Raw genomic sequence first — 24,874 nt, 5'->3', positions numbered from 1 at the left:
TCGCATCGCCATGCCTGTCAGGCGGACACCGCCGCCAGCGCTTTCTCCATCAGCGTGTCCAGCTTTTCGCCTTTGCTGTCATCCAGGGCGGCCTCGCGCAACACTTTCATCTGCCGCGACGCATCGCTGCGCCCCAGCAACTGGCTGGCGGCCAGACGCAAGCGCTGGTACTTGCTCTCGCCGCGCTCGTGCGTATCGCTGTATCCCTTGACCAAGCGTCGGCAATGCACCACTTCCACCGCCAGATCGTAATCGTGATGAACGGTATCCGATATCTGCTTGAGCCATTGAAGCAGGCTGTCAGCCTCGACTTGATGGCGCAGGGTCATCCGCCGAAAGCGGCGCATGCCGGCCAATGCGTACAGCATCAGAAAACCATGCAAGGTACCGCTTTGCACGTAGCGGCCTTTACGGAAGAAGCGGTTGAGCAGGCCAGACAGCCTGGGCGAGCTCTCGATCGCCCTTCCCAATGCGGCAGGCAAGGCGCCACAGACCTCTTCCAGACGAGGATGCATGTATTCCGTGGCATAGACCAACTGCCCGGCCTGCGCACTCGTCTCATCGCGCACGCGCTTAAAACGGCTGCCTCGGGTCTTGAGATCCGCCACGCGTATGACATCGTCATACGCCATCGCCACGGCCACATATCGCGCCGCCGCCTGCGTCAAGGCCCAGTTCTTGGCCTGCCCGCCGAATTCGGCGTCCAGCTTGCGGATGTCGCGCATATGATCCAGATACTCCCGCGCATAGCGCAGATCCTGGAATTCCAGTACGCGACGCAACCCCGCCAGCATCATGGGCTGCGCCTGCTCAGGGAAATCGTTGCGCAAGGTATCCAGCAGCGCCTGCATGCGCGGGCTGGCCGCCTTCTCGGGCACGACCGGCATTTCACGCGTCGTATCAATGTGTCCTGGCGACTGCGGGGCCTGGCGCGCCTGCTCACAGGCCAGATCAAAGGCCCGCAGGCTGGCTTCCACGCCCAGTCCGCCGCGCCGTATTGTGTTCTCATAATCATCGCGCCCGAAAGGCAGGACGTCCGCGCCCGCCAGCGCCCCAAACAGACTGGCACTGATGACACTACCCGCCTGATCCGCCACCGCCTGCAGGTCGAAGCAGTAAAAGCGTTTCGCAGCCTGGCGGCCCGCTTCGATGACCTTGTTGGGGTCGGCAATCCCATTGCCATGCGCCGCTTTCTCATTCACCGCATAACTGCGGTGCGATGACGACACCAGTGTCGTGCGCGCCGGCGTCACCAGCCCCCGCTGAATGGCGCGCCCGCCTTCCATCAATTCGGCGGCCAATACCACATCCACATCACCGGGCGTGGGCATCATGGCCAACGCCGGTGGCCGCCCGGCGGCCTTGACCGCGGCTTCCGGCAGCAGTTCCAGATAATAGATCGTGGCGCCTGTACGTTGCGCCACCCCCGGCACCGATGTGGTCTGCGCCCACCATCCCGCATGCTCGGCCATGTCCACAATCCAGTCGGCCAGCACACCGCCGCCCTGGCCACCCATGGCCAGCACCGCGATCTTGATGGGTATCCCTTCCTGAAAACGGCTGGCCTCGCAGGCCGCGCCGTCGCGCATCGCGCTAATACTTTGCTCTGTCGTCATCACGCAGCCTTACAGGGAATATTGATCCAGGCGCGCCTGACGGCGCGACTGAAGGTATCCGATAACACGCTGGCGCATGCGCGCCTTGAACAAATCCCAACCACTGGGGTTGTGAACAATGTCCGCACGATAGAAGGACGGGCACAGCACGGCCGCATCGGCCACCTCGCCGCAGTTGCCGCATCCCACACAAGTGTTGTCAACATAGGCCACCGGGTCTTCCTTGAGAGGATCCCCGCTGTCCTTGATGGTCAGCGACGGACAACCCGAAAGGCGTATACAGGCATGGTCGCCCGAACACACGTCCGGATCCACGCCAAAGCGCTGCTTGACCATACGCTGACCACTCTTGACCGCTTTGTTGAAGGCCGGCTTCTCGCGACGCTGCCGGTTCAGCATGCATTCGGATTGTGCAATGATGACCTTGGGCCCCTGTACTGACGTGGTCAGCGCCTCTTCAATCGTGGCTTTGGCCTTGGTGACATCGTAGGTTCGATCCAGTACCCGCAGCCAATTGACCCCGACGCCGCGCACAGCCGCCTCGATGGGATTATTGGTCGCGCGATGCGCATTGCTGGCTCGCGAAGAAAGGATATCCTGCCCACCCGTCGCGGCAGAATAGTAGTTGTCCACGATGATGATGACACCATCGTATTTGTTGAAAACAGCGTTGCCTATGCCCGACGCCAATCCGTTATGCCAGAACCCGCCATCGCCCATGATGGAGATGGTGCGCCGCGAAGAAGGCACGTTGAACGCCGCCGCGCTGGACGCGCCAAGGCCGTAGCCCATGGTGGTTGCGCCCAAGTTAAAGGGCGGCAGAATCGAAAACAGATGGCAGCCAATATCACAGGCGATATGGTGTTCACCCAGTTTCTCCTGGGCCAGCGTCAACGCCGCAAAAATCGGACGTTCCGGACACCCCGTACAGAAACCCGCCGGACGCGGCGGCACAACCTGTGACAACTCTTCGATGGCGGTGGCGTCAGGCGCGACCTCGGCCTCCGCCTGACTCGCCTGCATCCTGGTTTCGGATGCCAAGCTCGGGGCGGCAGGGCCTGCCGGCGCATCGTCAGACGCCTCGACAAAAGGCGGCGCGACAGGCGCCGTCGGGCGCCGGGCCTCGGTAATGTCCATGGCCTCATCGCCCGTGGGCGCGAGCGCCATGCCTTCGATGCGCGGGCGCACACCTGGCCGCGCCGTCGCTTGCGCTACGTTTTCCAGCAGCGCCGGCCTGTGCGCCGCCAGAAACGACTGCAGGCCATCGCGCATCACGGCAGTGGTGTATTCGCCCGCCAACGGCAGCTTGTCCTTGCCGCACAAGGCAGTGTCCAGTCCCGCCTGACGCAAAATGGTGTTCAGATTCTGTTCTATATAGTTGGGCTGGCCCTCTTCAACAAGCAAGACGGCCTTCCTGTTCTCACAGAATGCACGCACCTCATCATCCATCACGGGATAGGTCACATTCATGACATACAGCGGAATGCGGCTGTTGCCAAAGGTATCGGCCAACCCAAGCAATTGCAATGCGCGAATGACGCCGTTGTACAGCCCGCCCTGCAGAATGATGCCGATATCGTTCTCGTCACCATCGAAAAACTCATTCAGTTGCCGCTGCCTGATGAATTCCATAGCGGCGGGCCAGCGAGCGTTGATCTTCTCGTGCTCATGCGTGAAGGACGCCGGCGGCAACACGATGCGGCTGGTGTCGCGCACGGGGTTTTCCATCGCATCGGCCAGGCCTACCGGCGGACGCTTGTTGTCCTTGGCGATGAATCGCCCATGCACATGACAGGCACGGATGCGCAGCTGCAGAATCACCGGCGTATTGCTGGCCTCGGACAGTTCAAATCCGTCCTCGACCGCCTTAACCATGCTTTCGAGATTAGGACGCGGGTCGAGCAGCCACATCTGTGATTTCATGGCAAAAGCGTGCGTACGCTCCTGCATGATGGATGATCCTTCGCCATAGTCCTCGCCAACGATCACCAGCGCGCCGCCCGTCACCCCGCCCGAGGCAAGATTGGCCAGCGCATCCGAGGCCACGTTGGTGCCTACGGTCGATTTCCACGTTACCGCGCCACGTATGGGATACATCACAGATGCAGCCAGCGTTGCCGCCGCGGTGGCTTCGGATGCACTCGCCTCGAAATGCACGCCCAGCTCGTCCAGGATCTCCTCAGCATCCGCCAACACATCCATCAGATGCGAGATCGGCGAACCCTGATAGCCTGCGACATAGCCAACACCGGATTGCAACAGCCCCTTGGTGACAGCCAGTATTCCTTCGCCACGAAATTCTTCACCGGCCCCTATGCGGAGCTGCTGCACTTCTTTCTTGAAAGAACGTTCTGCCATGTTTGTCTCCTGAGCTACCTGTCTTGCCGACGACAGCACAGCGCACCCGGAACCGGCGTGCGCTGCAACCACCGGAGACGGCCGCAGGCATTGCAATTTCCGTTTACTTTAGGCTTCAAATTAAGGAGCGTCAAGAAAAATATGAAAATTCATATAAAAAAGTTTTTTAATAGATATTACAGTGGTTTGGATATAAGCGATTACCATTACATCGGCCCTTTGAACCTAGTCGAAAACGAATATTGCGGAGTAAAATGGCAGATTGGACGGCAGCGTGTACCCGAGGAAACCATGATCGCCAAAGAAGACCCCCCCCGTACGGGCCTGCCGGCCCATGATGCCGATGCCGTACTCCCCGCCCGGTCTTCCGGGCACGCGCCTGCTGTGTCAACCGACAAGCCTAGCCTCGCCGAGCCAGCGCGCTTTGTCGACCGCTACCTGGCCTCTGTACTGGCGCTGGCCAGCCATCGAATTTCCGCCGAGTTCCATGTAAAGGTAAAGCAGGCGGGGCTGTCAGTCACAGAATGGCGGATTATGGCCAGCCTCTTCGAAAGCGCGGGCGAAACCGTTGGCGAACTGGCCCGGCTGGCCCTGACCAAGCAGCCCACCCTGAGCAAAGTGCTGCCACGCCTCGAAGCGCAAGGGTATATCACGTTGCGCACGGCACGCGCCGACCGCCGCCAGACACTGGTCAAACTCACGGCAAAGGGCAACCGGCTTGTCAGCCCCTTGTGCGGCCAGGCCATGGCGCACCAGCACCAGGTTTTATCCAAACTGGACGCCGACCACGCCGAGCGGCTGGTTGATATGCTGCGCTCCATCGTCACTCCCTGAGTCTTAAGGCAACCCGTCAGAAAAGACGAAAAAACCGTCAAAAACACCCAAAAAATGGAACTTTTGACGCAAAACAGGCTCTTACATCTATCTGTTACAATTTCGCCGCCCAGAGTTAGCACTCCTTTTGACAGAGTGCTAATATTGAGCTTGCAAACCTGTATAAGGATCGCCCATCACGATGACGCAAACTTCGCAATCCCTGGCCCTGACCAACAACCAATTGGCCATGGCTGTCTCCAATCCTGGTGCGCTAGGCACGATCGAAGCATATATCAGTGCCGTCAATCGTCTGCCCATGCTCACGCAAGACGAAGAGGTTTCCCTGGGCCGGCGATTGCGCGACGAATCTGATCTCGATGCCGCTAGGCAACTGATCACCTCGCATCTTCGACTGGTCGTTTCCATCGCACGCCAATACTTGGGCTATGGTCTGGCGCATGCCGACCTCATCCAGGAAGGAAACATCGGCCTCATGAAGGCCGTCAAGCGTTTCGACCCCGATCGCGGCGTACGCCTGGTGTCTTTTGCCGTGCATTGGATCAAGGCCGAAATCCATGAGTACATCGTTCGCAACTGGCGGCTGGTCAAGGTGGCTACCACCAAGGCCCAACGCAAGCTGTTCTTCAATCTTCGCCGTATGCGCCCAGACGACGGCGGACAAAGCCTCGACCCCGAACAGGTCAACGCCATCGCCCGCGAACTCAATGTGCGCCCGCAGGATGTCAGCGAGATGGAAATCCGCATGTCCGGCAAGGAAATGGCGCTTGAAAACCGCGACGACGACGACACCAACTACGCGCCCATTGCCTATCTGTCCGACGAAGGCGAGCAGGAGCCTTCCTCGGTGCTCGAACGCCAGGCCCAGGATACGCTCCATGGCCAAGGCCTGTCCGACGCGCTGAACGGGCTCGACGAACGCTCTCGCCGCATCGTCCAGGCCCGCTGGCTGCAGGACGAAGGCGGCGCTACGCTGCACGAACTGGCGGCCGAGTTCGGTGTCTCCGCCGAACGCATCCGCCAGATCGAAGCTGCCGCATTCAAGAAGCTGCGCACGGTGCTCGCTGCCTGAGCAGGGCGTCAACAAATCTTTACAACTTCCGCGAATCAAATTGAACTTTATCGTTCATGCCGTGACTAACCGAATGTGGACAATGCGTTTGCTTTCGATGCGCGAGCCATTGCTCATCATCCGCTTCGGCTTCTCCTCTTCCCCTCCCTATTGAAGCGGATGTTTTCGGGACACCTCACGGTGTCCCGTTTTTATTTCCACAGCTTTCTGAGATTCCGGTTCCGTAATTTTCCCCAGTGGCGCCCACATTGCCATAAAAAAAAGTATCCTTAACGCTTCAACGACTAGAAGCTACACACGCGTTCATGGAAATTGGGCACCTGGTTTTTGGTTTGGCCGGATTGCTAGCATTGGTGTCTTTCATGCCTCCACTTGCCGGCAGACTGCGCTTGCCCTATTCGGTGCTTCTGGCCATTGTCGGTATCGTGCTCGGCCTGATCATCCACGTGCACAGTTGGGCGCCGCTGGTCATGTCGGACTTTCTCGACTCCCTGCAGAACTTCGAGGTGTCGTCCGAAACCTTTCTGTTCGTCTTCCTGCCCATCCTGCTGTTCGAGACCGCACTCGCGCTCAATGTACGGCGCCTGCTCGACGATATCGGCCCCATCCTGATGATGGCGATCGTTGCCGTGGTGGTCTGTACCGTCGCCGTAGGTTTTTCGCTCAATCTTATTTCCGACTACGGCCTGGTGGTGTGCCTGATGCTGGGCGCGATCGTCGCGACGACAGACCCTGTCGCCGTGGTTGGCGTCTTTCGCGATGTGGGCGCTCCCAAACGCCTGACCACGCTGGTCGAGGGCGAATCACTGTTTAACGACGCAGCCTCGATCGCTCTGTACACCGTGCTGTTATCCGTCATGTTCGGCGGCGGCACACTCTCGGCAGGCAAGGTCTTCTACAGTTTCCTGCTCAGCTTTCTCGGCGGCGGCGTTGCCGGCTTTCTCATGGGCCGGCTCGCAAGCGGCCTGTTCATCGCCCTGCGCGGCTGGCCAACCGCCGAAATCACGCTCACCGTCGCGCTTGCCTATCTCACGTTCTATATCTCCGAGCATTACCTTGGCGTATCGGGTGTCGTGGCCACGGTCATCGCGGGCCTGGTGGTCGGCACCACCGGGCGTACCCGCATGTCGCCCGCCACGTTCGAGCAGCTTTCAGGCGCATGGTCGCAGTTTGGCTTCTGGGCAAACTCCCTGATCTTCGTGTTTGCGGCAATGCTGATTCCACGCATGATGGCCGATATCACCTGGACGCAGGTGCTGCTGATTCTGATCGTGTTTGGGGTGACCCTGCTGGCGCGCGGATTCATGGTGTTCGGCATGCTGCCGCTGCTCGGCCTGACGCGATTCGGTACCAAGGTCAGCCCCGCCTACCGCGTAGTGATGTGGTGGGGCGGCCTGCGCGGCGCGGTGTCGCTGGCGCTGGCGCTGGCCGTCACGGAGCAACACAACGTACCCTACGAAGCCCGGCAGTTCATTGCCGTCGCCACCACCGGATTCGTGCTCATGACGCTCTTTGTCAATGGCATCAGCCTGCGCCCGCTGATACGCAAGTTGCACCTGAATGAACTGCCCCTGCTGGAGCGCGTGCTGCGCAACCAGGCGGTTGTTGTCGCGCTCGAGGATATCCGCGAGAAAACCGACCGGATTGCAGATCGCGAACACATCGGCAACGATGCCCGACAGAGCGTGGACACCGTCTTTGACGCCACACAAGCCAGCATAGACGGCGGTGAGCTGGCCAGCCTGACTGTCGAGCAAAAGGTTTCCATTGGCCTGGGCATTATCGCCGCGCGGGAAGAAGAACTCTTCTATGACACTCTCAAGGCCCAAGTCGTTGATTGGCGGGCTGCCGAATCGCTGCTGGCGCGGGCCGAACGCATGAGTGATGCCGTGCGGGCCGGCGGCCTGCACGGCTTCCGTTCAGCGGTAGCGGCCGACATGCGTTATTCCGCGGCATTCCGGATTGCGCTGCGCCTGCATTATATTTTTGGCTTCCAGGGCTGGCTGGCTCGCGAACTTGCCAAGCGTTTTACCAATCTGATGAGCAAGCGCTCGGTCGCACAGCATCTGGTTGAATTTGCCGAACAGGAAATCCAGCCCTTGCTCGGCAAACAGGCTACAGACGACATCATAGAAGCCCACCGTTACCGCCTGGCGCAATTGGATAACGCCCTTCAGGCATTGAGCCTGCAGTATCCAAAGTTCGCGCGCTGGCTGCAAGAAGCCTATCTCGGGCGCATGGCGCGCGCGCTGGAACGATTGCGCTATCGCGATATGCTTTCACAGGCGCTCATTACCGGCGAAATGTACGCGGACCTGGTCAAGCAGACGGAACGCCGCTGGCAGCATGTGCAGCAGCACCCTAGCCTGGATATCGCCATGGGCTCCACCGAACTGATTCAACGCGTGCCCATGTTCCAGGGCTTGTCGCCCGACAACCTCAAGGCCATCAGCAAACTGCTTAAACCACGGCTGGCCGTGCCTGATCAGCATATTCGCATGCAGATGGGCCGAACGCGCGCGATGTACATCGTGGCATCGGGCGCCGTCATGATAGAACTCCCTGATCACAGCAGCGTGGAACTGGGCACCGGCGAGATCTTCGGAGAAATCGGGCTGATGTCCGAATCGACATTCGAAACCAAGGCGACGTCGTTGGGATATAGCCGCCTGCTGATGCTGCTGGACAGGGATCTGGACGCACTGCTCGACCGCGACCCAGTACTGCGCGAAAAAATCGAAGCCGTCGTCAAGCAGCGTTTGCGCGCGCTTGAGGTCTGGCGCGAGTTTCAGTCTGGCGTACGCCAGCACGAGCCCTTGCCCGATCTGATGACGCCCGAGGCGGCGCAAGACCCTGGCCAAGCCGACGCTGCATCTTCTACGGCGTTGCCGGCCCATCCACTTGCGGAACCTCGTGCGGCTGGAACCCGCCACGAGGATGAAGACAAGAATGCGGATGGGGGCACGCCTGCTCCCCAACAGGGCTAGGCTGCCGTTTCCCTACAGCAGTGCGCGGATGTCGTGTGCGATATCCGCAGCCGGTGCGTTGCTGCTGACCAGCACCCGCGCTTCACCCTCCTGGTCGAGCACGTAGAACGAGGCGGCGTGGTCCATGGTGTATTGGTCGGGGGTAGCGCCCTTGACCTTGGCGTAATAGGCCTTGAACGACTTGGCGGTTTCGGCAAGCTGCTCCGGCGATCCGGTCAGGCCGACAAACTCAGGATTGAAGGCCGTGACATAGCCTTTGAGCACCTCGGGCGTATCGCGTTCCGGATCGACGCTGATCATGATGACCTGCGTCTTGCTGGCGTCGTCGCCCAGCAGTGTCATGACCTGGCTGAGCTCCGCCATGGCCGTAGGGCAGACATCGGGGCACTGGGTAAAGCCAAAGAAAATGACTTTGACCTTGCCCTTGTAGTCAGCCAGCGTGCGCAGCGCGCCGCTGGTATCCTGCATCGCCATATCCTTGCCCAGGTGCGATCCGGAAATATCCGACCCTATGAACTCTGGCGTTTTGTCACCGCAGCCCCCCAGGGCGACTGCAAGCGTCGTGGCTGCCGCGAAGGCCATCAAGCGGCGGCGGGCCTTGGAAAAAACAAACATGACAACACTCACCAATAAAGTTGGCTCAGACCAAACGGAGCCAATGATCGACCAGCAGCGCCGCAAACAGCAGCGCCAAGTACAGAATGGAGTATCTGAACAGCTTGCGGGAAAGCTCATCGGAATAGGCTTTATACAAACGCCATGCGTAATAGACGAAAGCACCGCTCAATACGACTGCGCAGCCAAGGTAAAACACACCGCTCATGCGCACCACAAACGGCAGCAGCGTGGCGGCAAACAGGGCCAGGCTGTACAGCAGGATATGCAGGCGGGTGAACTGCTTGCCATGCGTCACCGGCAGCATCGGCAGGCCCGACTTGGCATAGTCGTTGTTGCGATACAGCGCCAACGCCCAAAAATGAGGCGGCGTCCAGATGAATATGATCAGCACCAGTATCCAGGCCTCGGCAGGCACGGCATTGGCGACGGTGGCCCAGCCCAGCGCGGGCGGCATGGCGCCCGACAGCCCGCCGATCACGATATTCTGCGGCGTGCGGGGCTTGAGAAAGATGGTGTACACAATGGCGTAGCCCACAAAGGTGGCGAATGTGAGCCACATCGTGAGCGGGTTGACCAGGTTGTACAACACCAGCATGCCCAGCCCGCCGAGCACGCCCGAGAACAAAATCACCTGATTGTTGCTGATCGTGCCCCGCGCGGTGGCGCGCCTTGCGGTACGCAGCATGCGCGCGTCGATTTCCTGCTCGATAAGGCAATTGACGGCAAAGGCGGCGGCGGCCAGCAGCCAGATGCCTATGGTTCCCGCGACCACCAGACGCAAATCCGGCAAGCCGGGAGAAGCCAGAAACATGCCGATGATGGCGCAGAAAACGGCCAGCTGTGTGACGCGCGGCTTGGTCAAGACCAGATACTGGCGAAACAGCGGTTGGCTAGGAGCGGTGACAGTACTCATGTCGGTATTTTAGCCTCTTGGACACGGGACAGACGTACGAGCAAGGTAACACTGGCCAGCGTCAACCCCGCGGCGCCGCCATTATGCAGCACTGCAATCAACAAAGGCCATTGAAAGAAAATCGTGGTCAAGCCCGTGAGCAACTGCGCCAGCAGCAGGCCCAGCAATAACCGCGACGGGCCGCGAAGGCCGGGCTCGGCCCGCATCTTCCATCCCAGGCAAGCCAGGTAAACAAACACGATGGCGGCAAAGTTGCGATGCACCCAGTGTATCGCCGTCAAGGCTTCCTGTGAAATCATCGCCCCGGACGGCAGCACGCCCAAGCCTCTCACAAGCGAATACCCGCCCCGGAAATCCATGGGTGGCAGCCATTCGCCATGGCAGGTGGGAAAGTCCATGCAGGCCAGGGCGGCATAATTGGTGCTGACCCACCCCCCCAGCGCAATCTGTATGAACAGCAGAATCAGGCCGAAGGCCATCCAGGGCCGGAAGCGCTGCGCGCTGGCCGAAATCCACGGATGAGACTTCTCGCGGGCAGCCAGCCACGTCATGAGCGACAGCAGCAGCATCCCCCCCAGCAGATGCGAGGTCACCACCAGCGGCATCAGTTTGTGCGTGACGGTCCAGGCGCCAAAAGCCCCCTGCACGCACACCGCTATCAACGTTACCACCGCCAGCCTGGGCGTATGCCCCAATACCTTGCGGTGACGCCACGCCATGTAGACGATCGCGATAATGAGCATGCCCAATATCGATCCAACGTACCGATGGATCATTTCGATCCAGGCTTTCGAAAAACTGACGGCGCCATAGGGCATCGCCTGCAGCGCGCTTTCGATATGCGCGCTGGCACCCAGCGGCGTCACTTTCCCATAGCAACCCGGCCAATCGGGACAGCCCAGGCCGGAATCCGTCAGGCGCACAAACGCGCCAAACATGATCAGATCCAGCGTCAGGAACCACGTCAGGAATACCAGCTTGCGATAGCGTTGAACAATGCGTGCCATGCTGCGCTAGCCTATGCGGGAGTTGCGTATCAATTTGGAAATGTCATCGCGCACAGACAGCGGATCTGCTTCGTCTGGATAACGCATGATCAAGTTACCCAGCGGGTCGATGATCCACATGGGTTGCTTGAGCGCCGCGTCGCGTTCCTGCGGTGTGGCATCCGGCGCAAGAAACTCGGCGAGCCTGGCCGGATCCACGCGCAGCATATTGGTGCCGCGATAAGCCTCAAGCACCTCCGCCGGCACCTTGCCATCATCCGTCACGAACCAGATCCGCGCGAGCCGCTCTACGTTCTTGCCCTGGCTGGCATGCGAGTTACGCAATATGAACAGCTTGCGCACGCAGGACTCGGGGCAGGCCGCCGCATCGGCCGTCACCAGCAGCCATTTGCCCCGCAGGCTGTCCAGATCAAAGGCCTGGCCGTCCAGTGTCTTGAGCGGCATTGCACTGCTATCAGGCATCGGGCGTTGCGGTTGCAGCAAGGTACCATAGTTGGTATGCCCTTCGGGCCGCAGTCCCAGCGAAGGCACGTAGTAAGCCAGCAAAGCCAGGACAACAGGCGTCAGGCATATCAGGATAATCAGGTAAACCGGCCACATGGAACGTTTGCGCGGAGCGGCTGCCGGGGGTGCGGGATTCGTGCTGGGCACAGTAATATCCTTGAAATCAGGGGTTGCGCGTCCGACGCAAGGTGCGCCAGGCGATAAATAGCCATGCAATCGCGGCAATGGCGGCAAAGCCGAACCACTGTAACGCGTAGCCGCGATTCTGGTCGGCGTCCACCGAAGGTTCGGGCCAGTCGAACGCCATGGCAGGTGGTGTGTCTGGCGAGGCGGCCGCCACGCCGGGTGCGTGGGGGCCATCCCGCATGCTGGCGCGCGCGGCAGGATCAACGCCGTCAATCTTGCCAGGCTGTGCCGCCTTCGTTTGCGCCAGCACTGCCGGCAGCAATTTTAAACCGGTTGCCGCCGCGTAGTCGGTCAGGTCCAGATTCTGCACGATCGGCACTGTCCCGTTGTCCTGCGGCAAGTGTGCCGGGAGCTTAACCTCGCCGCCACCCGCCCATCCTGCCAGTTCGAACAGGCGCGGCACCCGTTCCAACAGCTCACCTTGTACTTCCTGCACCTCGTCGGGAACGGGGACATCTGGCGGAATCGGCAGGCCCGTATCGCCGGTAAAGCGAGGCAACCAGCCGCGCAGCACCAACACTGCCTGCTCGTCACTCAGCACCAGCGGCGTCGCCACCCAGTAACCCGGCTGCCCACGATAACTTCGATTCTCCAGCAACACCGTCAAATCGTGGCGCCAGACACCCGTGGCGCTCGCAGGGCGCCAGGGAACCAGCGCGCCATCCGGCGTATCGGCCTGCAAATGCAAGGGCGCGCTCGCCCGGCCATGGGCAATCGTCTGGCTAATCGCCGTGCGTTCCGCGGCCCGACGCAGTTGCCAGTTTCCCAGAGACACGAACACATACGCCAGCAGCGCCAGGAGTACCAGCGCGGCCAGGGTGCGATAACTCGTGTGTAGGCGTACCATGTCTGCAATAATTCAAGCTTTTTTCGGAGGCAAATAATGCGTATTCTCGTCGTGCTGGCTTTCCTGGGTATTTTGGGAAGCCTGGCCTCCGCCCTGGTTTACCTCATGCGCGACAAGGGCGGCACCAACCGGACAGTCAACGCCCTCACTGTGCGTATTGGCCTGTCGATCGCACTATTCCTGTTTGTGCTGTTCGCCCATCATATGGGCTGGATCGAAACCACCGGGCTTCCTGCCCGCTAGACACCAAAAAAAAGGCCGGCAAAGCCAGCCTTTTTTATGCGTGTACCTGCAAAAGGCTACTGAACGCCTTAGAACCAGTATACAAACAGGTACAGGCCGAGCCAGACGACGTCCACAAAGTGCCAGTACCAGGCCGCCCCTTCGAAACCGAAATGGTGGTTGGCCGAGAAGTGCCCCTTGAGCAGACGAATCAGAATCACCGTCAGGAAGGTCGCACCAAGGATAACGTGGAAGCCGTGGAAGCCCGTGAGCATATAGAACAGCGAACCATACGCGCCCGAATCAAAGCGCAGGTTCAGCTCTGTGTAGGCGTGGTAGTACTCGTAGGCCTGACAGGCCACAAAGGTGAAGCCAAGAACAACCGTCGCCAGCAGCCAGAAGATGGTCTTGCCGCGATTGCCGGCGCGCAATGCGTGATGGGAAATCGTGAGCGTCAGGCCAGAAGTCAGCAGCAGCGCCGTGTTGATCGTGGGCAGCCAGAACGGACCAACGGTCTTGAACTCGGACACGACACCCGCGGGGCCAAAATTGGGCCAGGCGCCGGTGAAGTTCGGCCAAAGCAGTGTCTGGTGATCCAGGTCGCTCAGCCAGGGCGTTGTGACTTCGCGGGCATACCACAGCGCACCGAAGAAGGCGCTGAAGAACATGACTTCCGAGAAAATAAACCAGGCCATGCTCCAGCGATAGGAATAGTCTACCCGAACGCTGTTCATGCCGCTTTCTGATTCACGGATTGCATCACCGAACCAGCCATACAGCACAACAAACAGACCAATGATGCCAACAATGAACAGCCAGAACCCAGCCTCATAGCTGTTGATCCACAAGGCAGCCCCGAGCAGCGTGAGCAGCAAGGAAAAGCTTGCCCGGACCGGGTGTACTGAATCGGCTGGCACGTAATAGTAAGGTGCCTCTTTCCCCTGAGCCGAGTGACTTGCACTCATGGTGTTCTCCTGCGAATTATTGAATTAAAGATATTAGGTCAAATAGCCTATCAGCCCGCGCGCAACCGCGATCAGCGCCAGAACAAAAACCAATGCGGCAATAATACCCGCAATAACGAGGTGCAGTGGGTTCAGGCTGGCTATGTCTTCCGAATAACCTTTGCCCTTGCGCACCCCAAACAGCCCCCAGGCGACCGCTTTCATTGTCTGGAAGAAATTGAGCTTGCGGCGCGCCAGGCGGCTAATGTCGTCGGCCATGGCTGCCTCAGCCTCCCAGCGAGGAGCCGCGCCAGAAGGCCCATGCCATGACGGCAATCACCAGGATTACCAGTGCGATGGCCGTATAGCGGTTCTTCCGGCGTTGTTCGGGTGTCATGGTCACTACCTTATTTCACAACCGGTGGTTCAACAAACGTGTGGAAGGGCGCTGGCGAAGGCACAGTCCACTCCAGGCCAGTTGCGCCTTCCCAGGGCTTGGCAGGGGCCGGCTCACCGTGGCCGCGCCATGCCTTGACGGCAACGTAGAGCAATATCAGCTGGGAAAAACCGAACCAGAACGCGCCGATCGTGGCAATCTCGTTGAAGTTGGTGAACTGCGCGGAGTAATCTGCGTAGCGGCGAGGCATGCCGGCCAGGCCCAGGAAGTGCATGGGGAAGAACGTCAGGTTGAACGAAATCATGCTGGACCAGAAGTGCACCTTGGCCAGTTTTTCGTCGTACATGCGGCCTGTCCACTTGGGCAGCCAGTAGTAGGCGCCGGAGAACATGGCAAACAGCGAGCCGGCAACCATCACGTAATGGAAGTGGGCAATCACGTAGTAGGTGTCATGCACCGCAATGTCGATAGGCGCCACAGCCAGGATCAACCCCGTGAACCCGCCGATGACAAACACGAAGATAAAGCCGATCGAAAACAGCATGGGCGTTTCGAACGTCAGCGAGCCGCGCCACATGGTGGCCACCCAGTTGAACACCTTCACGCCAGTAGGAATGGAGATCAGCATGGTGGCGTACATGAAGTAAAGCTGCCCGGTCACCGGCATGCCGGTGGCGAACATGTGGTGCGCCCATACCAGGAAAGACAGGATGGCAATGGCAGCCGTGGCGTATACCATGGAAGCGTAGCCAAACAGCGGCTTGCGGGCAAAGGCTGGAATCACCGCCGACACAATACCGAATGCCGGCAGAATCATGATGTAGACCTCGGGGTGCCCGAAGAACCAGAACACGTGCTGATACAGAACCGGATCGCCGCCGCCGGCTGCGTTAAAGAAAGACGTGCCGAAGTGACGGTCAGTGAGCAGCATGGTCACCGCGGCAGCCAGCACAGGCATCACGGCGATGAGCAGGTAGGCAGTGATAAGCCAGGTCCAGCAAAACAGCGGCATTTTCATCATTGTCATGCCGGGCGCGCGCATGTTCAGCACCGTCACGATAATGTTGATGGCCCCCATGATCGAGGACGCCCCCAGTATGTGCACGGCAAAGATGGTGAAGTCCATGCCAGGCCCCATCTGCAGGGACAGCGGCGCGTACATCGTCCAGCCGGCGGCGTTGGCGCCGCCCGGAACAAAGAATGACACCGTGAACAACGTGGCGCCAATGGGCAGCAGCCAGAAGCTGAAGTTGTTCATGCGGGCAAAAGCCATGTCGGATGCGCCAATCTGCAGCGGAATCATCCAGTTGGCAAAACCCACGAACGCCGGCATGACTGCGCCGAAAATCATGATCAGGCCATGCATGGTCGTGAACTGGTTGAACAGTTCAGGACGGAAAAACTGCAAGCCCGGCGAGAACAGCTCGGTGCGCAGCAGCAAGGCCAGCACGCCGCCTTCGAGCAGCATGCAGAACGAAAAGATCAGGTACATCGTACCGATATCTTTGTGGTTGGTGGCAAACAACCAGCGCCGCCAGCCGTGGGGCTTGTGGTGATGATCATCGTGCCCGTGGCTTTCGGGCCCCGGGGTGGCTGGGACGTGATCGGCAGTAACACTGCTCATGGTGGACTCCTTCCTACTCAACCTGGCTGCTGCGTGGAGCAGCCCGGCAAATGACAGTCAAATTCGTTTCAGGTTGCCGCATCAACGCAGCTCGACGACATCCTTGGGTTGCACAACAGGGTCTTTCCCCTTGCCTGCGTTGCCCCATGCATTGCGGGTATATGTAATGACCGAAGCAATTTCGACATCATTGAGCTGGTCGCGGAATGCCTGCATGGCGGTACCCGGATGGCCATTGAGCACGGTGAGGATTTGCCCTTTCTTGGGCGCCAGCACGAACTTTTCGTCGCCGTCGAGTGCAGGGAAGGTGCCCGGAATGCCCTGACCGTTGGCCTGGTGACAGGCTACACAGTTGGCGGCGTAGATTTTTTCACCGCGGGTAACCAGCTCATCCTTGGTCCATTCCTTGTTGGGATCGTCGGCAGCGGAAGCCAATGCCTTTTTCTGCTCGGCTGTCCACTTATCATAGTCTTCCTGGGACACGACGTCGACAACAATGGGCATGAAGGCGTGATCCTTGCCGCAGAGCTCGGCGCACTGACCACGATAGGAGCCGATTTTATCGGCGCGGAACCAGGTATCGCGCAAGAAGCCAGGGATGGCATCTTGCTTGACGCCGAACTCAGGCACCATCCACGAGTGGATGACGTCGTTGGCGGTCAGCACAATACGGACCTTCTTGTCGACCGGCACAACCAGAGGCTTGTCGACTTCCATCAGGTAGAGATTGCCGCGAGGCGCCCCGCCTTCGATCTGGTCGCGCGGAGTAGCCAGGTTCGACAGAAACTTGACGCCTTGCGCGGGCCCGTCGAGATATTCGTAACCCCACTTCCATTGGTAACCCGTTACCTTGACGGTAAGGTCTGCGCTGGAGGTATCCTTCATGGCCACGACCGTACGGGTAGCGGGAAGCGCCATGCCGATAACGATCAGGAAGGGGATGACAGTCCAGGCAACTTCAATGCCCAGATGCTCGTGAAACTTCGAGGCAACGGCACCGCGTGATTTTCGATGGTAGATGATGGAATAAAACATCACCCCGAACACGCCCACGAAAATGATTGCACAGATGATCATCATCATCCAGTGCACCCACATGATATCGCGGGCAATTTCAGTAACCCCCTCGTGGAGGTTGAGCTGATTGACTCTGGGGCCTCCGGGCATATCCTCGACCTTCGCCACCGCAGCGCCTGCCATAAGCAAAGCGCCCGCGCCGGATAACCATCTCAACTTCTTCATGCTGACCTCGAAATACGACGTGCTTATGCCAAACGTTGATCCTGGTCAAAAAACCGGGCCAAAAAAAACGTGGAAGCGCACTGAATTATTGGGTGGCAGGCTTACAATGACACAACGCAAAATGCCTGCTCGAATTACTTAAAGACCGCAGAATTATAGCGAACTCAAACCCACCGTGGGCTGATAACGCTTGTATGAACGGTGTTTTGTGCTGCAAAAATCTGCGTGGCCGCTCGGCCATACACTACAATTATGGCATGAACGAAGTACCTCTTCACGTAATTGAACCTGCGCTGGCCGTGCGCCAACAGCAGCTTGCAAGGCGCATCCACCAACTGCCTCCCAGCGGATCGCGTCCGCTCACTGTGTCCGGTCGCGTCGCAGGATGGATCACAGCGAAAGCCACGATGAATGTCGATGGACTGCCCGGCGTTCATGTCGATCCCGAAGCCGTCCACGTCACCGCCGCGCCGCGCCAACGCTTGCGTCTGGAAGCCGTACTCGCCAATATCGCCGCCACGTTGCGCGACAAAGGCTGCTTGCGCGGATGGCGCAACGAACTGCTCGATGTCTTTGGAGAAGGACGACGCCTCAGCGCCATCGAACGCGCGGCGGTCCGCCCCCTTGGCTTGTTGACCAAGGCGGTCCACCTGAACGCCTGGGCGCCCGATGGCCGGCTGTGGATAGCACGCCGTTCCGCCACCAAGTCCACCGACCCCGACATGTGGGATACGCTCGTTGGCGGCCTTGCGGGCGCCGGTGAAGACCTTGAAATATCGCTGTTGCGAGAAAGCAACGAAGAGGCCGGCCTCAGGCCGGAGGACATGCAGAACAGGGATCCACTGCGCGTGATTCTGCGCATGCACCGCCGTCTCCCGGAGGGATACCAGGTTGAGGACGTGCTCGTCAGCGATTGCATCCTGCCCGATTCGGTCAAACCCGAAAACCAGGACGGCGAAGTCAGCGAGTTCCGGCTCGTTACCATGGGCCAGGCCTGGGCCATGGTCGAAGCCAACGCATTCACACGCGAAGCCGAACTCGTCATCATCGACGGCCTCAGGCGTCGCCTGCCCACAGGCCGGGCCGCCGCCTGACCGCACGGCGCCGTGCCGTTCGGTCAGGCCTGGCCAGCGATGGCCAGGCTGCATGCGCAAACCGCTGCCAGCCCCGACAACACTCATCGATCCGTTTGCCCACATGCCAAATTCGCTGGCACCGCGACATCCATCATCTTTGGCGACGGCAAATTCAGTGCATTCATCGTTTCGATATATTCTTCCCGCGTCTTGCCGGCCAGGCGGGGATTGAGCCGCTTTTCATCGCCGATCGTGGAAGACGTACAGCCCTTGTAATCATGCGCTGGATACACAACCGTGTGATCAGGCAGGCTAAAGAGCTTTTGCATGATGGAATCCCACGACTGCCCCGCATCGCCGCCCTGAAAATCCGTTCTGCCTGTACCCCGGATCAACAAGGCATCGCCGGTGAATACCGCTACAGGCTGGTCGGGATTCAGCACAAAACAGAAAGACTCGTGGGTATGCCCCGGCGTGTACAAGGCTTGCAGGCAGATATCACCCACACTCAGCCGCTCGCCGTCCTTGACGTATTGGGATACGCAGGCCGCCTTGGACTGGTCTCCCATGATCGTGATGCATCCCGTCATGTCGCGCAGATCACCGAGCGCAGTGATATGGTCTGCATGCGTATGCGTATCGATCGCGTAAACCAGTTCAACGTCCAATTCGGCCAGCAGTTGGCGATACTGATCCATATGCTCTTTAACAGGATCAATCAACAGGGCCTTCCCTCCGTGAGCCGTTGCCAGCAGGTAGGTATACGTTGACGAAGAGGAGTCGAAAAGCTGCTTGAAAATCATGGCAGTACTCCTAAATTCAATATATCTATAATAATATAAATTAATACCTAAAAATAATATGATAGAACCCCTGATTCAGCCTGCAAATAAGGAGACATACGATGAAGAGACGACACCAGACCCTGGTTGCACTGGGCTTGGCCTGCCTGGTCTGCAGCACCGTTCAGGCGGCCGACGCCACCTACTCCAGCGATACCCTGACCACGGAAGCGGCCTTGACTGCGGCCCAGGCTGCCCTGGCGTCGTGCCAGGACAGCGGCTACCAGGTTGCCGTCAGCGTTACCGACCGGTCCGGCACGCCGATCGCGGTCTTGCGCGACCGTTATGCAGGCCCCCATACACCAGAGACCGCCACACGCAAAGCCTATACCGCCGCCAGCTTCCGCATGTCCACGAACGAACTGGCCGAGGCCACGCAACCGGGCAAGGCAACCTCCGGAATACGCCATCTCAATCATATTCTCGCGCTGGGCGGCGGTTTGCCCATTGAAGCGGCCGGCTCGCTCGTGGGCGCCATCGGCATATCGGGCGCCCCCGGCGGCGATGCCGACCAGGCCTGCGCTCAGGCGGGCATTGATGCCATCCAGGCGGATTTGGATTTTCAGTAAGGCAGTCGACCGGTTTTCGCTGGGCAAAGGTTACAGTAGAATTCCAGGCAAAGACCGACAGCCAGCCCACGCGCATTGCCAGCAGCAAACCGCCAGGTTGCTCCTGACCCAATGACGCTCGCCCGCGGGCATGCACATCTCGACTAAGCAGACAGGAGATTTCGACATGCCCCAGAGCGCATCACCCCTGGCACCCTTCCGGCACCTCACATTCCGTTCCTTATGGACCGCCACACTGGCCTCCAATCTGGGGGGCTTGGTGCAGGCGGTGGGGGCCGGCTGGTTGATGACGAGCATCTCGAATTCAGATGACATGGTGGCGTTGGTGCAGGCAGCCACAACGCTGCCCATCATGATCTTCTCGCTGGCGGCGGGCGCGCTGGCAGACAGTTTTGATCGCCGCAATATCATGCTCACGGCACAGATCATGATGATGGTTGTCTCGACAATTCTGGCGGTTTTCGCCCTCACAGGCGGCCTGACACCCTGGTTTTTGCTGGCTTTTACCTTCCTGATCGGCTGCGGCACGGCACTGCACAACCCCTCCTGGCAAGCCTCCATGGGCGATCTCGTGCCGCGCGAAGACTTGCCGGGCGCAGTCACGCTCAACAGCATGGGCTACAACCTGATGCGCAGCGTCGGTCCGGCACTGGGCGGCATGATCGTCGCGCTCGCCGGCGCAGCCCTCGCCTTCGCGCTCAATGCCGTCAGCTATATTGCGCTCATCGTGGCGCTCACGCGCTGGAAGCCCAGGCGCGCACCGCATACGCTGCCGCGCGAAGCCTTTGGCAGCGCGATTTCGGCAGGGCTGCGATACATCATCATGTCGCCCAACCTGCTCAAAGTCATGTTTCGCAGCTTTCTCTTTGGGCTTGCGGCCATCTCCGTGCTTGCGCTGCTGCCGCTGGTCGCGCGCGACCTCGTCAAGGGTGGCGCCTTCACCTACGGGATCCTGCTGGGGTGTTTCGGCGCCGGCGCCATTATCGGCGCGCTGCTCAATGCAAGAGTGCGCGAAATCTGGCGCAACGAAACAATCGTGCGCGCGGCATTCCTGATTTTTGCCTTGAGCGCGGTGCTGCTCTCATATAGTCGAGACACCTGGCTTAGCTGCCTCATGCTGCTGCCTGCAGGCGCTTGCTGGGTCATGACGCTCTCCCTCTTCAATGTCACTGTGCAACTGTCCACGCCCAGATGGGTCGTTGGCAGGGCGCTTGCCATCTACCAGACCGCCGCCTTTGGCGGCATGGCGTCGGGCAGTTGGATCTGGGGCCTCATCGCCGATGCCCACGGCGCAAACAGCGCGCTGTTTGTATCCGGCCTCGTCCTCCTGATCGGCGCGCTGATCGGCTTGCGCTACGCCTTGCCGGAGTTCGGCACGCTGAATCTGGATCCCCTTGATCGCTTCCACGAGCCTGAACTGAGCCTGGATCTGCGCCCGCGCAGCGGCCCCATCATGGTTACGCTTGATTATGAGATTGCACAAGAAGACATCCGCCCGTTCCTGCGCGCCATGGCCCAGCGCCGACGCATCCGCATCCGGGACGGCGCACGACAATGGGCACTGCTGCGCGACCTCGAAAACCCCCACATCTGGACAGAAAGCTACCACGTGCCGACCTGGGTGGAATACGTGCGCCATCACCAGCGCCGCACATTTGCCGATGCCGAGGTGTTCGACAGAATCCTGGCATTGCATCGCGGCGCCGAACCTCCCCGGGTGCGCCGCATGATAGAACGCCAGACAGTGCCTGTGCGCGACGACACACCCCTCAAGCAACATCCCGAATTGCATTGAGGGGCCAGGGTCCATTGATGGATCGCGCGATGACAACAGGCTCCGGGTTCGGCAAAGCCCGCGCCGAAAGGAGCATGCCGTTCATCGCCGGGCCAGCCCTATCGACGGCGCCTTCTGCGGTGCCTGCCGCAAACGCATGGGCGGCTACTTGCCCTCCAGGCTTTCCCGCTCCATCACCAGATACTGCCCATAGGCATTGATGCGATTGGCATCCTCAAAGGCGGGGTAGGATTCGAACTGACTCCAGTCCGTTGATGCATAGGCTTCTTCGAATCCCGTCATATCCTCAACCGCCGCGCCCATCTCCTTGCGCAGGTACTCAAGGTAGGTGCGTGTCAGCGCCATGTCTTCCTTGGTATTGGTGGACGATGCGCCGTGACCAGGGACGACAACCTTGGGGTCTGCATCCAGCATGCTGTCCAGCGCCGCCAGCCAGGCCTTGCTGTCCGCATCGCCCACGAATGGCACACGGCCCGTGAAATACAGATCGCCGGCGAACAGCACCTTGTCCTCTTCCACAAACAACATAATATCTTCGTCCGAGTGCGCGCCACTGACATCGATAATCTGGAAATGCATGCCGCCCATCGTGAACGGAATTTTTTTGCCATCCGCGAAATCCAGCCAGCGGTCAGCCGGCAATACCCTGGTGTTTTCATTGACCCAGGGTGCAAGGTCAGCCCGACGCTGCTCAAGGCGCTCCTGCGCAATATCGGAATGCAGATAGCCTTGCCCCTTGGTGTGCGCCCAGATCTCGGCGCCCGCAGCCTGGAAGGCCTGCAGGCCATAAATGTGATCCGCATGATAATGACTGACGATGACGCGTTTGACCGGCTGATCGGTAATCTTCGCGATCGCAGTCAGCATGGCTTCGCCCAGTGCAGGCGTGCCCAGGGCATCAAACGCCACGACGCCGTCCTCGGTGACAACAAAGCCGGCATTGGACATAAAGCCTTTGTTCGCCGCGCTGGCCATGCTGGATTCACCGCCAAAATAGTACACATGAGGGCTGACTTGTATAGGCTTGAGCGCTATCGACGTTTCATCCGCCGATGCGGGGACAAAACCCAAGGTCATACAGACGAACAAGGCGGCAAGGCCTCTTTGCAGGATATATGCCATGACAAGCTCCCTTCTTGTGACAGTAGACTATTAATGATGTTTGGTTATATACAAATTACCCATACATCTTACATAGAATTGGGAGACTAGCCGAAATCGACCGGCTGGCGCACGCCCACTTTGTGCGAACAGCGCTCCCACCGTGCAGAGATGCCATAGTGAGGGATGCCCGACCACACAGTCATCAGCGCGGGTTCTACAGTGCAGCTAAAGTCTTAACCATATATCATTCATCCTACTGCACAAATCTGATTACAAACAATGAAACGTTCTTCACCAATTGCTGGCGATGTCCGCAAAACGTCGGAATCTGTTTTGGGCGGGCCGTCGCCTTTGCCTCTGTACCACAGGCTGTATCTGCTTTTCCGCGAACGGATTATCAGTGGGATGTATGCGCCGGGGCACGTACTGCCAGCCGAAACAGAGCTCATGACGACCTTTGGTGTGAGCCGCATTACCATACAGCGCGCGTTGAATATTCTTGCAGACGAAGGCTTGCTGACGCGCGGCCGCGGCAAAGGTACCACCGTCACCCAGGAAGCCGCTTCGCTTCAGGTTGGCAAACCGATTGCAGCAGGCATTCAGGAACTTCTCGTCAATCTCTCCCATATTGGGCACGGAACCACGATCAAACTGATTCAGTTCGAGTATCAGGCAGCCTCGCCCACCGTGGCTCATGCCTTGAATCTCAGCCCTGGCGCCATTGTTCAGAACGCAACGCGCGTGCGCATGTTGCGTAACAAGCCTTTTTCTCTATCTGTTAGCCACGTCACTGAATCCGTAGGCCGGGCATTCACTCAAGAAGATTTGAAAAAATACAATCTGATCGACATGCTGCTACGCTCAAACGTAGAAATCTCCCGCGTCGAGCAATCCATAGCGTGCTGTCTGGCCGACGACAGCCAGGCCCAGTTATTGCAAACGCACGTCGGCGCTCCTCTATTGAAAGTCAGTCGCCTGTTTTTCGACGAAAATGATCAGCCAGTCAATTTTGCTGAAATTTACTATCACCCCGATCGTTTTCAGTTTCGCATCTCCTGGACGCGTGATGCCGACAATAAGATGCAGGTGGACCTCGGCCGGCCCATTCCCTGAGTTCGTTTCGCGTTACAGGCGCTCAAGCGCGGACTCGTACCCGCTGAGCAGCGAACCACCGTCCGCACGTGGCGACAACAGCTCGAGACGATCAAGAAGCGCCCAGGCCAGGCAGTAGTTCGAGCTGAGCACCGGAATGCCCAGCTTCTGCTGAAGGGGTTCCAACGCACGAAGTGTCGGCATGCCGGTGCCGGACAACAATAAAACGTCCGCACTCACGCCCATGAAAGCCTCACTGACCTGCATTACCGAGGCGTTTCGTATGGCGTAGACGCCGCGTGTATCGCTGCTGGGCAGCGCAATCGTCGCCGTTTGCACAATTTCAATTCCCTGCTCGCGCCAATAATCCAGACCGGCGTCCGTCAACCACGCGGCATAGGGCGACAGCAATGCCATGCGCCGCGCCTTCAAGCGCGAGAGCGCCGCCTTGATGGCTTGCGCAGCAGACATCACCGGGTACCCGACCGAATTTGAAAGCTCAGCGATCCGCTCGTCCTCAACCGCGGCGCCGACTAAATACGAAGCCCCGGTACAGGCAAAGCCCAGCGCATCAAGCTTCAATGTATCGAAACTGGCAGGCGCATGGTGAAAGCCCGACTCGTATTGGAACAAGCGCTCGCGCGGCTCGCTGCACTGGCTCGTCAGACGCGTGGCCACAAGGGAAACGCCAGGCGGCATCAAGGCCGCCATCTCTGGCTCCACCGTAGGATTAGCCTGCGGAATGGCAACGCCAATCACCGCTCGCGCGCCGTACTCTCGATCATGCATAAGGATCTCTCGCTCCAAATAAACAACCATTACCTGGATTGATAACGTTACTGGACAGGGTATACAAATCGACCGGTTCCGTTTTCACGCAAGCCGGCTTTTAATTGTCCTATTGACAAGACATTAAGACACAAATAGTATAGACACACCCAACGAAAATCAAGGCCATCCAGGTGCGCATGCGAACCTGAGGCGGCAGGCAGGCGCACAGAGCTGGCGTCGTCAACCCGCTCCGG

Annotated in this window: 22 protein-coding genes; 8 read left to right on the top strand and 14 right to left on the bottom strand. The window is 59.2% G+C overall.

From position 1 onward, the window contains the following. Positions 1-17: 17 nt before the first annotated feature. Positions 18-1,589, bottom strand: coding sequence for an indolepyruvate oxidoreductase subunit beta family protein (locus ERE07_RS17725; protein WP_130010445.1), 1,572 nt, complete (start codon positions 1,587-1,589; stop codon positions 18-20). A 36-nt stretch (positions 1,590-1,625) separates the two neighbouring features. Next, on the bottom strand, positions 1,626-3,974 hold the full coding sequence (locus ERE07_RS17720) for a ferredoxin family protein (protein ID WP_130010383.1): 2,349 nt from the start codon (positions 3,972-3,974) through the stop codon (positions 1,626-1,628). 291 nt (positions 3,975-4,265) lie between these two features. On the opposite strand from ERE07_RS17720, the gene ERE07_RS17715 reads away from it, so the two are divergent. From ERE07_RS17715 to ERE07_RS17705, 3 genes are all read left to right on the top strand, one after another. Beyond that, positions 4,266-4,808 carry a MarR family winged helix-turn-helix transcriptional regulator gene (locus ERE07_RS17715; RefSeq protein ID WP_130010382.1) on the top strand — a complete coding sequence of 181 codons (543 nt, stop codon included), beginning with the start codon at positions 4,266-4,268 and terminating at the stop codon, positions 4,806-4,808. A 181-nt stretch (positions 4,809-4,989) separates the two neighbouring features. Then, positions 4,990-5,880, top strand: coding sequence for an RNA polymerase sigma factor RpoH (gene rpoH / locus ERE07_RS17710; protein WP_130010381.1), 891 nt, complete (start codon positions 4,990-4,992; stop codon positions 5,878-5,880). A gap of 305 nt (positions 5,881-6,185) precedes the next feature. Beyond that, a complete protein-coding gene (locus ERE07_RS17705) occupies positions 6,186-8,867 on the top strand; it encodes a cation:proton antiporter (protein WP_130010380.1) in 2,682 nt (893 codons plus the stop codon). A 12-nt stretch (positions 8,868-8,879) separates the two neighbouring features. On the opposite strand, the gene ERE07_RS17700 is transcribed toward ERE07_RS17705, so the two are convergent. The 5 genes from ERE07_RS17700 to ERE07_RS17680 all read right to left on the bottom strand — a co-directional run bounded on the left by ERE07_RS17700 (position 8,880) and on the right by ERE07_RS17680 (position 12,942). Then, positions 8,880-9,482, bottom strand: a complete 603-nt coding sequence (locus ERE07_RS17700; RefSeq protein WP_130010379.1) for an SCO family protein — start codon at positions 9,480-9,482, stop codon at positions 8,880-8,882. Positions 9,483-9,507: 25 nt separating this feature from the next. Then, a complete protein-coding gene (cyoE, locus tag ERE07_RS17695; protein WP_130010378.1) occupies positions 9,508-10,398 on the bottom strand; it encodes a heme o synthase in 891 nt (296 codons plus the stop codon). Continuing rightward, positions 10,395-11,405: a COX15/CtaA family protein gene (locus tag ERE07_RS17690; protein WP_130010377.1), complete on the bottom strand. Its 1,011-nt coding sequence runs from the start codon at positions 11,403-11,405 to the stop codon at positions 10,395-10,397. The genes cyoE and ERE07_RS17690 overlap by 4 nt, the downstream gene beginning before the upstream one ends. A 6-nt stretch (positions 11,406-11,411) precedes the next feature. Continuing rightward, positions 11,412-12,005 carry an SCO family protein gene (locus ERE07_RS17685; protein ID WP_130010444.1) on the bottom strand — a complete coding sequence of 198 codons (594 nt, stop codon included), beginning with the start codon at positions 12,003-12,005 and terminating at the stop codon, positions 11,412-11,414. A gap of 67 nt (positions 12,006-12,072) precedes the next feature. Beyond that, positions 12,073-12,942, bottom strand: a complete 870-nt coding sequence (locus ERE07_RS17680; RefSeq protein ID WP_130010376.1) for an SURF1 family protein — start codon at positions 12,940-12,942, stop codon at positions 12,073-12,075. 36 nt (positions 12,943-12,978) lie between these two features. Between ERE07_RS17680 and ERE07_RS17675 the strand changes: the two genes are divergently transcribed. Further along, the gene (locus ERE07_RS17675) at positions 12,979-13,185 is read left to right on the top strand and encodes a twin transmembrane helix small protein (protein WP_130010375.1); all 207 of its coding nucleotides are present in this window, start codon (positions 12,979-12,981) and stop codon (positions 13,183-13,185) included. Positions 13,186-13,253: 68 nt separating this feature from the next. Here the strand turns inward: ERE07_RS17675 and ERE07_RS17670 are convergent, their stop codons facing one another. The 4 genes from ERE07_RS17670 to coxB form a co-directional block, all read right to left on the bottom strand. Beyond that, entirely contained in the window at positions 13,254-14,129 is an 876-nt protein-coding gene (locus tag ERE07_RS17670) for a cytochrome c oxidase subunit 3 (protein WP_130010374.1), read from the bottom strand. 33 nt (positions 14,130-14,162) lie between these two features. Continuing rightward, entirely contained in the window at positions 14,163-14,387 is a 225-nt protein-coding gene (locus tag ERE07_RS17665; protein WP_130010373.1) for a DUF2970 domain-containing protein, read from the bottom strand. A gap of 128 nt (positions 14,388-14,515) precedes the next feature. Then, positions 14,516-16,129: a cytochrome c oxidase subunit I gene (ctaD, locus tag ERE07_RS17660; protein WP_130010372.1), complete on the bottom strand. Its 1,614-nt coding sequence runs from the start codon at positions 16,127-16,129 to the stop codon at positions 14,516-14,518. Between the two features lie 81 nt (positions 16,130-16,210). Beyond that, positions 16,211-17,371 carry a cytochrome c oxidase subunit II gene (gene coxB / locus ERE07_RS17655; protein WP_130010371.1) on the bottom strand — a complete coding sequence of 387 codons (1,161 nt, stop codon included), beginning with the start codon at positions 17,369-17,371 and terminating at the stop codon, positions 16,211-16,213. 257 nt (positions 17,372-17,628) lie between these two features. Between coxB and ERE07_RS17650 the strand changes: the two genes are divergently transcribed. Then, on the top strand, positions 17,629-18,465 hold the full coding sequence (locus ERE07_RS17650) for an NUDIX hydrolase (protein ID WP_130010370.1): 837 nt from the start codon (positions 17,629-17,631) through the stop codon (positions 18,463-18,465). 83 nt (positions 18,466-18,548) lie between these two features. Here ERE07_RS17650 and ERE07_RS17645 read toward each other — a convergent pair whose 3' ends face one another. Next, complete coding sequence (locus ERE07_RS17645; protein WP_130010369.1) at positions 18,549-19,250, bottom strand: MBL fold metallo-hydrolase; 702 nt, start codon at positions 19,248-19,250, stop codon at positions 18,549-18,551. A 101-nt stretch (positions 19,251-19,351) separates the two neighbouring features. On the opposite strand from ERE07_RS17645, the gene ERE07_RS17640 reads away from it, so the two are divergent. Both ERE07_RS17640 and ERE07_RS17635 read left to right on the top strand, forming a co-directional pair. Then, positions 19,352-19,858: a GlcG/HbpS family heme-binding protein gene (locus ERE07_RS17640; RefSeq protein ID WP_130010368.1), complete on the top strand. Its 507-nt coding sequence runs from the start codon at positions 19,352-19,354 to the stop codon at positions 19,856-19,858. 166 nt (positions 19,859-20,024) lie between these two features. Further along, positions 20,025-21,653 carry an MFS transporter gene (locus tag ERE07_RS17635; protein ID WP_130010367.1) on the top strand — a complete coding sequence of 543 codons (1,629 nt, stop codon included), beginning with the start codon at positions 20,025-20,027 and terminating at the stop codon, positions 21,651-21,653. 144 nt (positions 21,654-21,797) lie between these two features. Here ERE07_RS17635 and ERE07_RS17630 read toward each other — a convergent pair whose 3' ends face one another. After that, a complete protein-coding gene (locus ERE07_RS17630; protein WP_130010366.1) occupies positions 21,798-22,775 on the bottom strand; it encodes an MBL fold metallo-hydrolase in 978 nt (325 codons plus the stop codon). Between the two features lie 261 nt (positions 22,776-23,036). Here ERE07_RS17630 and ERE07_RS17625 point away from each other — a divergent pair, with 261 nt between their 5' ends. Beyond that, entirely contained in the window at positions 23,037-23,870 is an 834-nt protein-coding gene (locus ERE07_RS17625) for a GntR family transcriptional regulator (protein ID WP_130010365.1), read from the top strand. Positions 23,871-23,882: 12 nt separating this feature from the next. Here ERE07_RS17625 and ERE07_RS17620 read toward each other — a convergent pair whose 3' ends face one another. After that, positions 23,883-24,638, bottom strand: a complete 756-nt coding sequence (locus tag ERE07_RS17620; RefSeq protein ID WP_130010364.1) for a maleate cis-trans isomerase family protein — start codon at positions 24,636-24,638, stop codon at positions 23,883-23,885. Positions 24,639-24,874: the final 236 nt, after the last annotated feature.

It is taken from the genome of Allopusillimonas ginsengisoli, from assembly GCF_004153455.1.
GTDB lineage: Bacteria > Pseudomonadota > Gammaproteobacteria > Burkholderiales > Burkholderiaceae_B > Allopusillimonas > Allopusillimonas ginsengisoli.
Note: the sequence above shows the minus strand (reverse complement) of the source record. Positions and strands in the feature narration are given on the sequence as shown.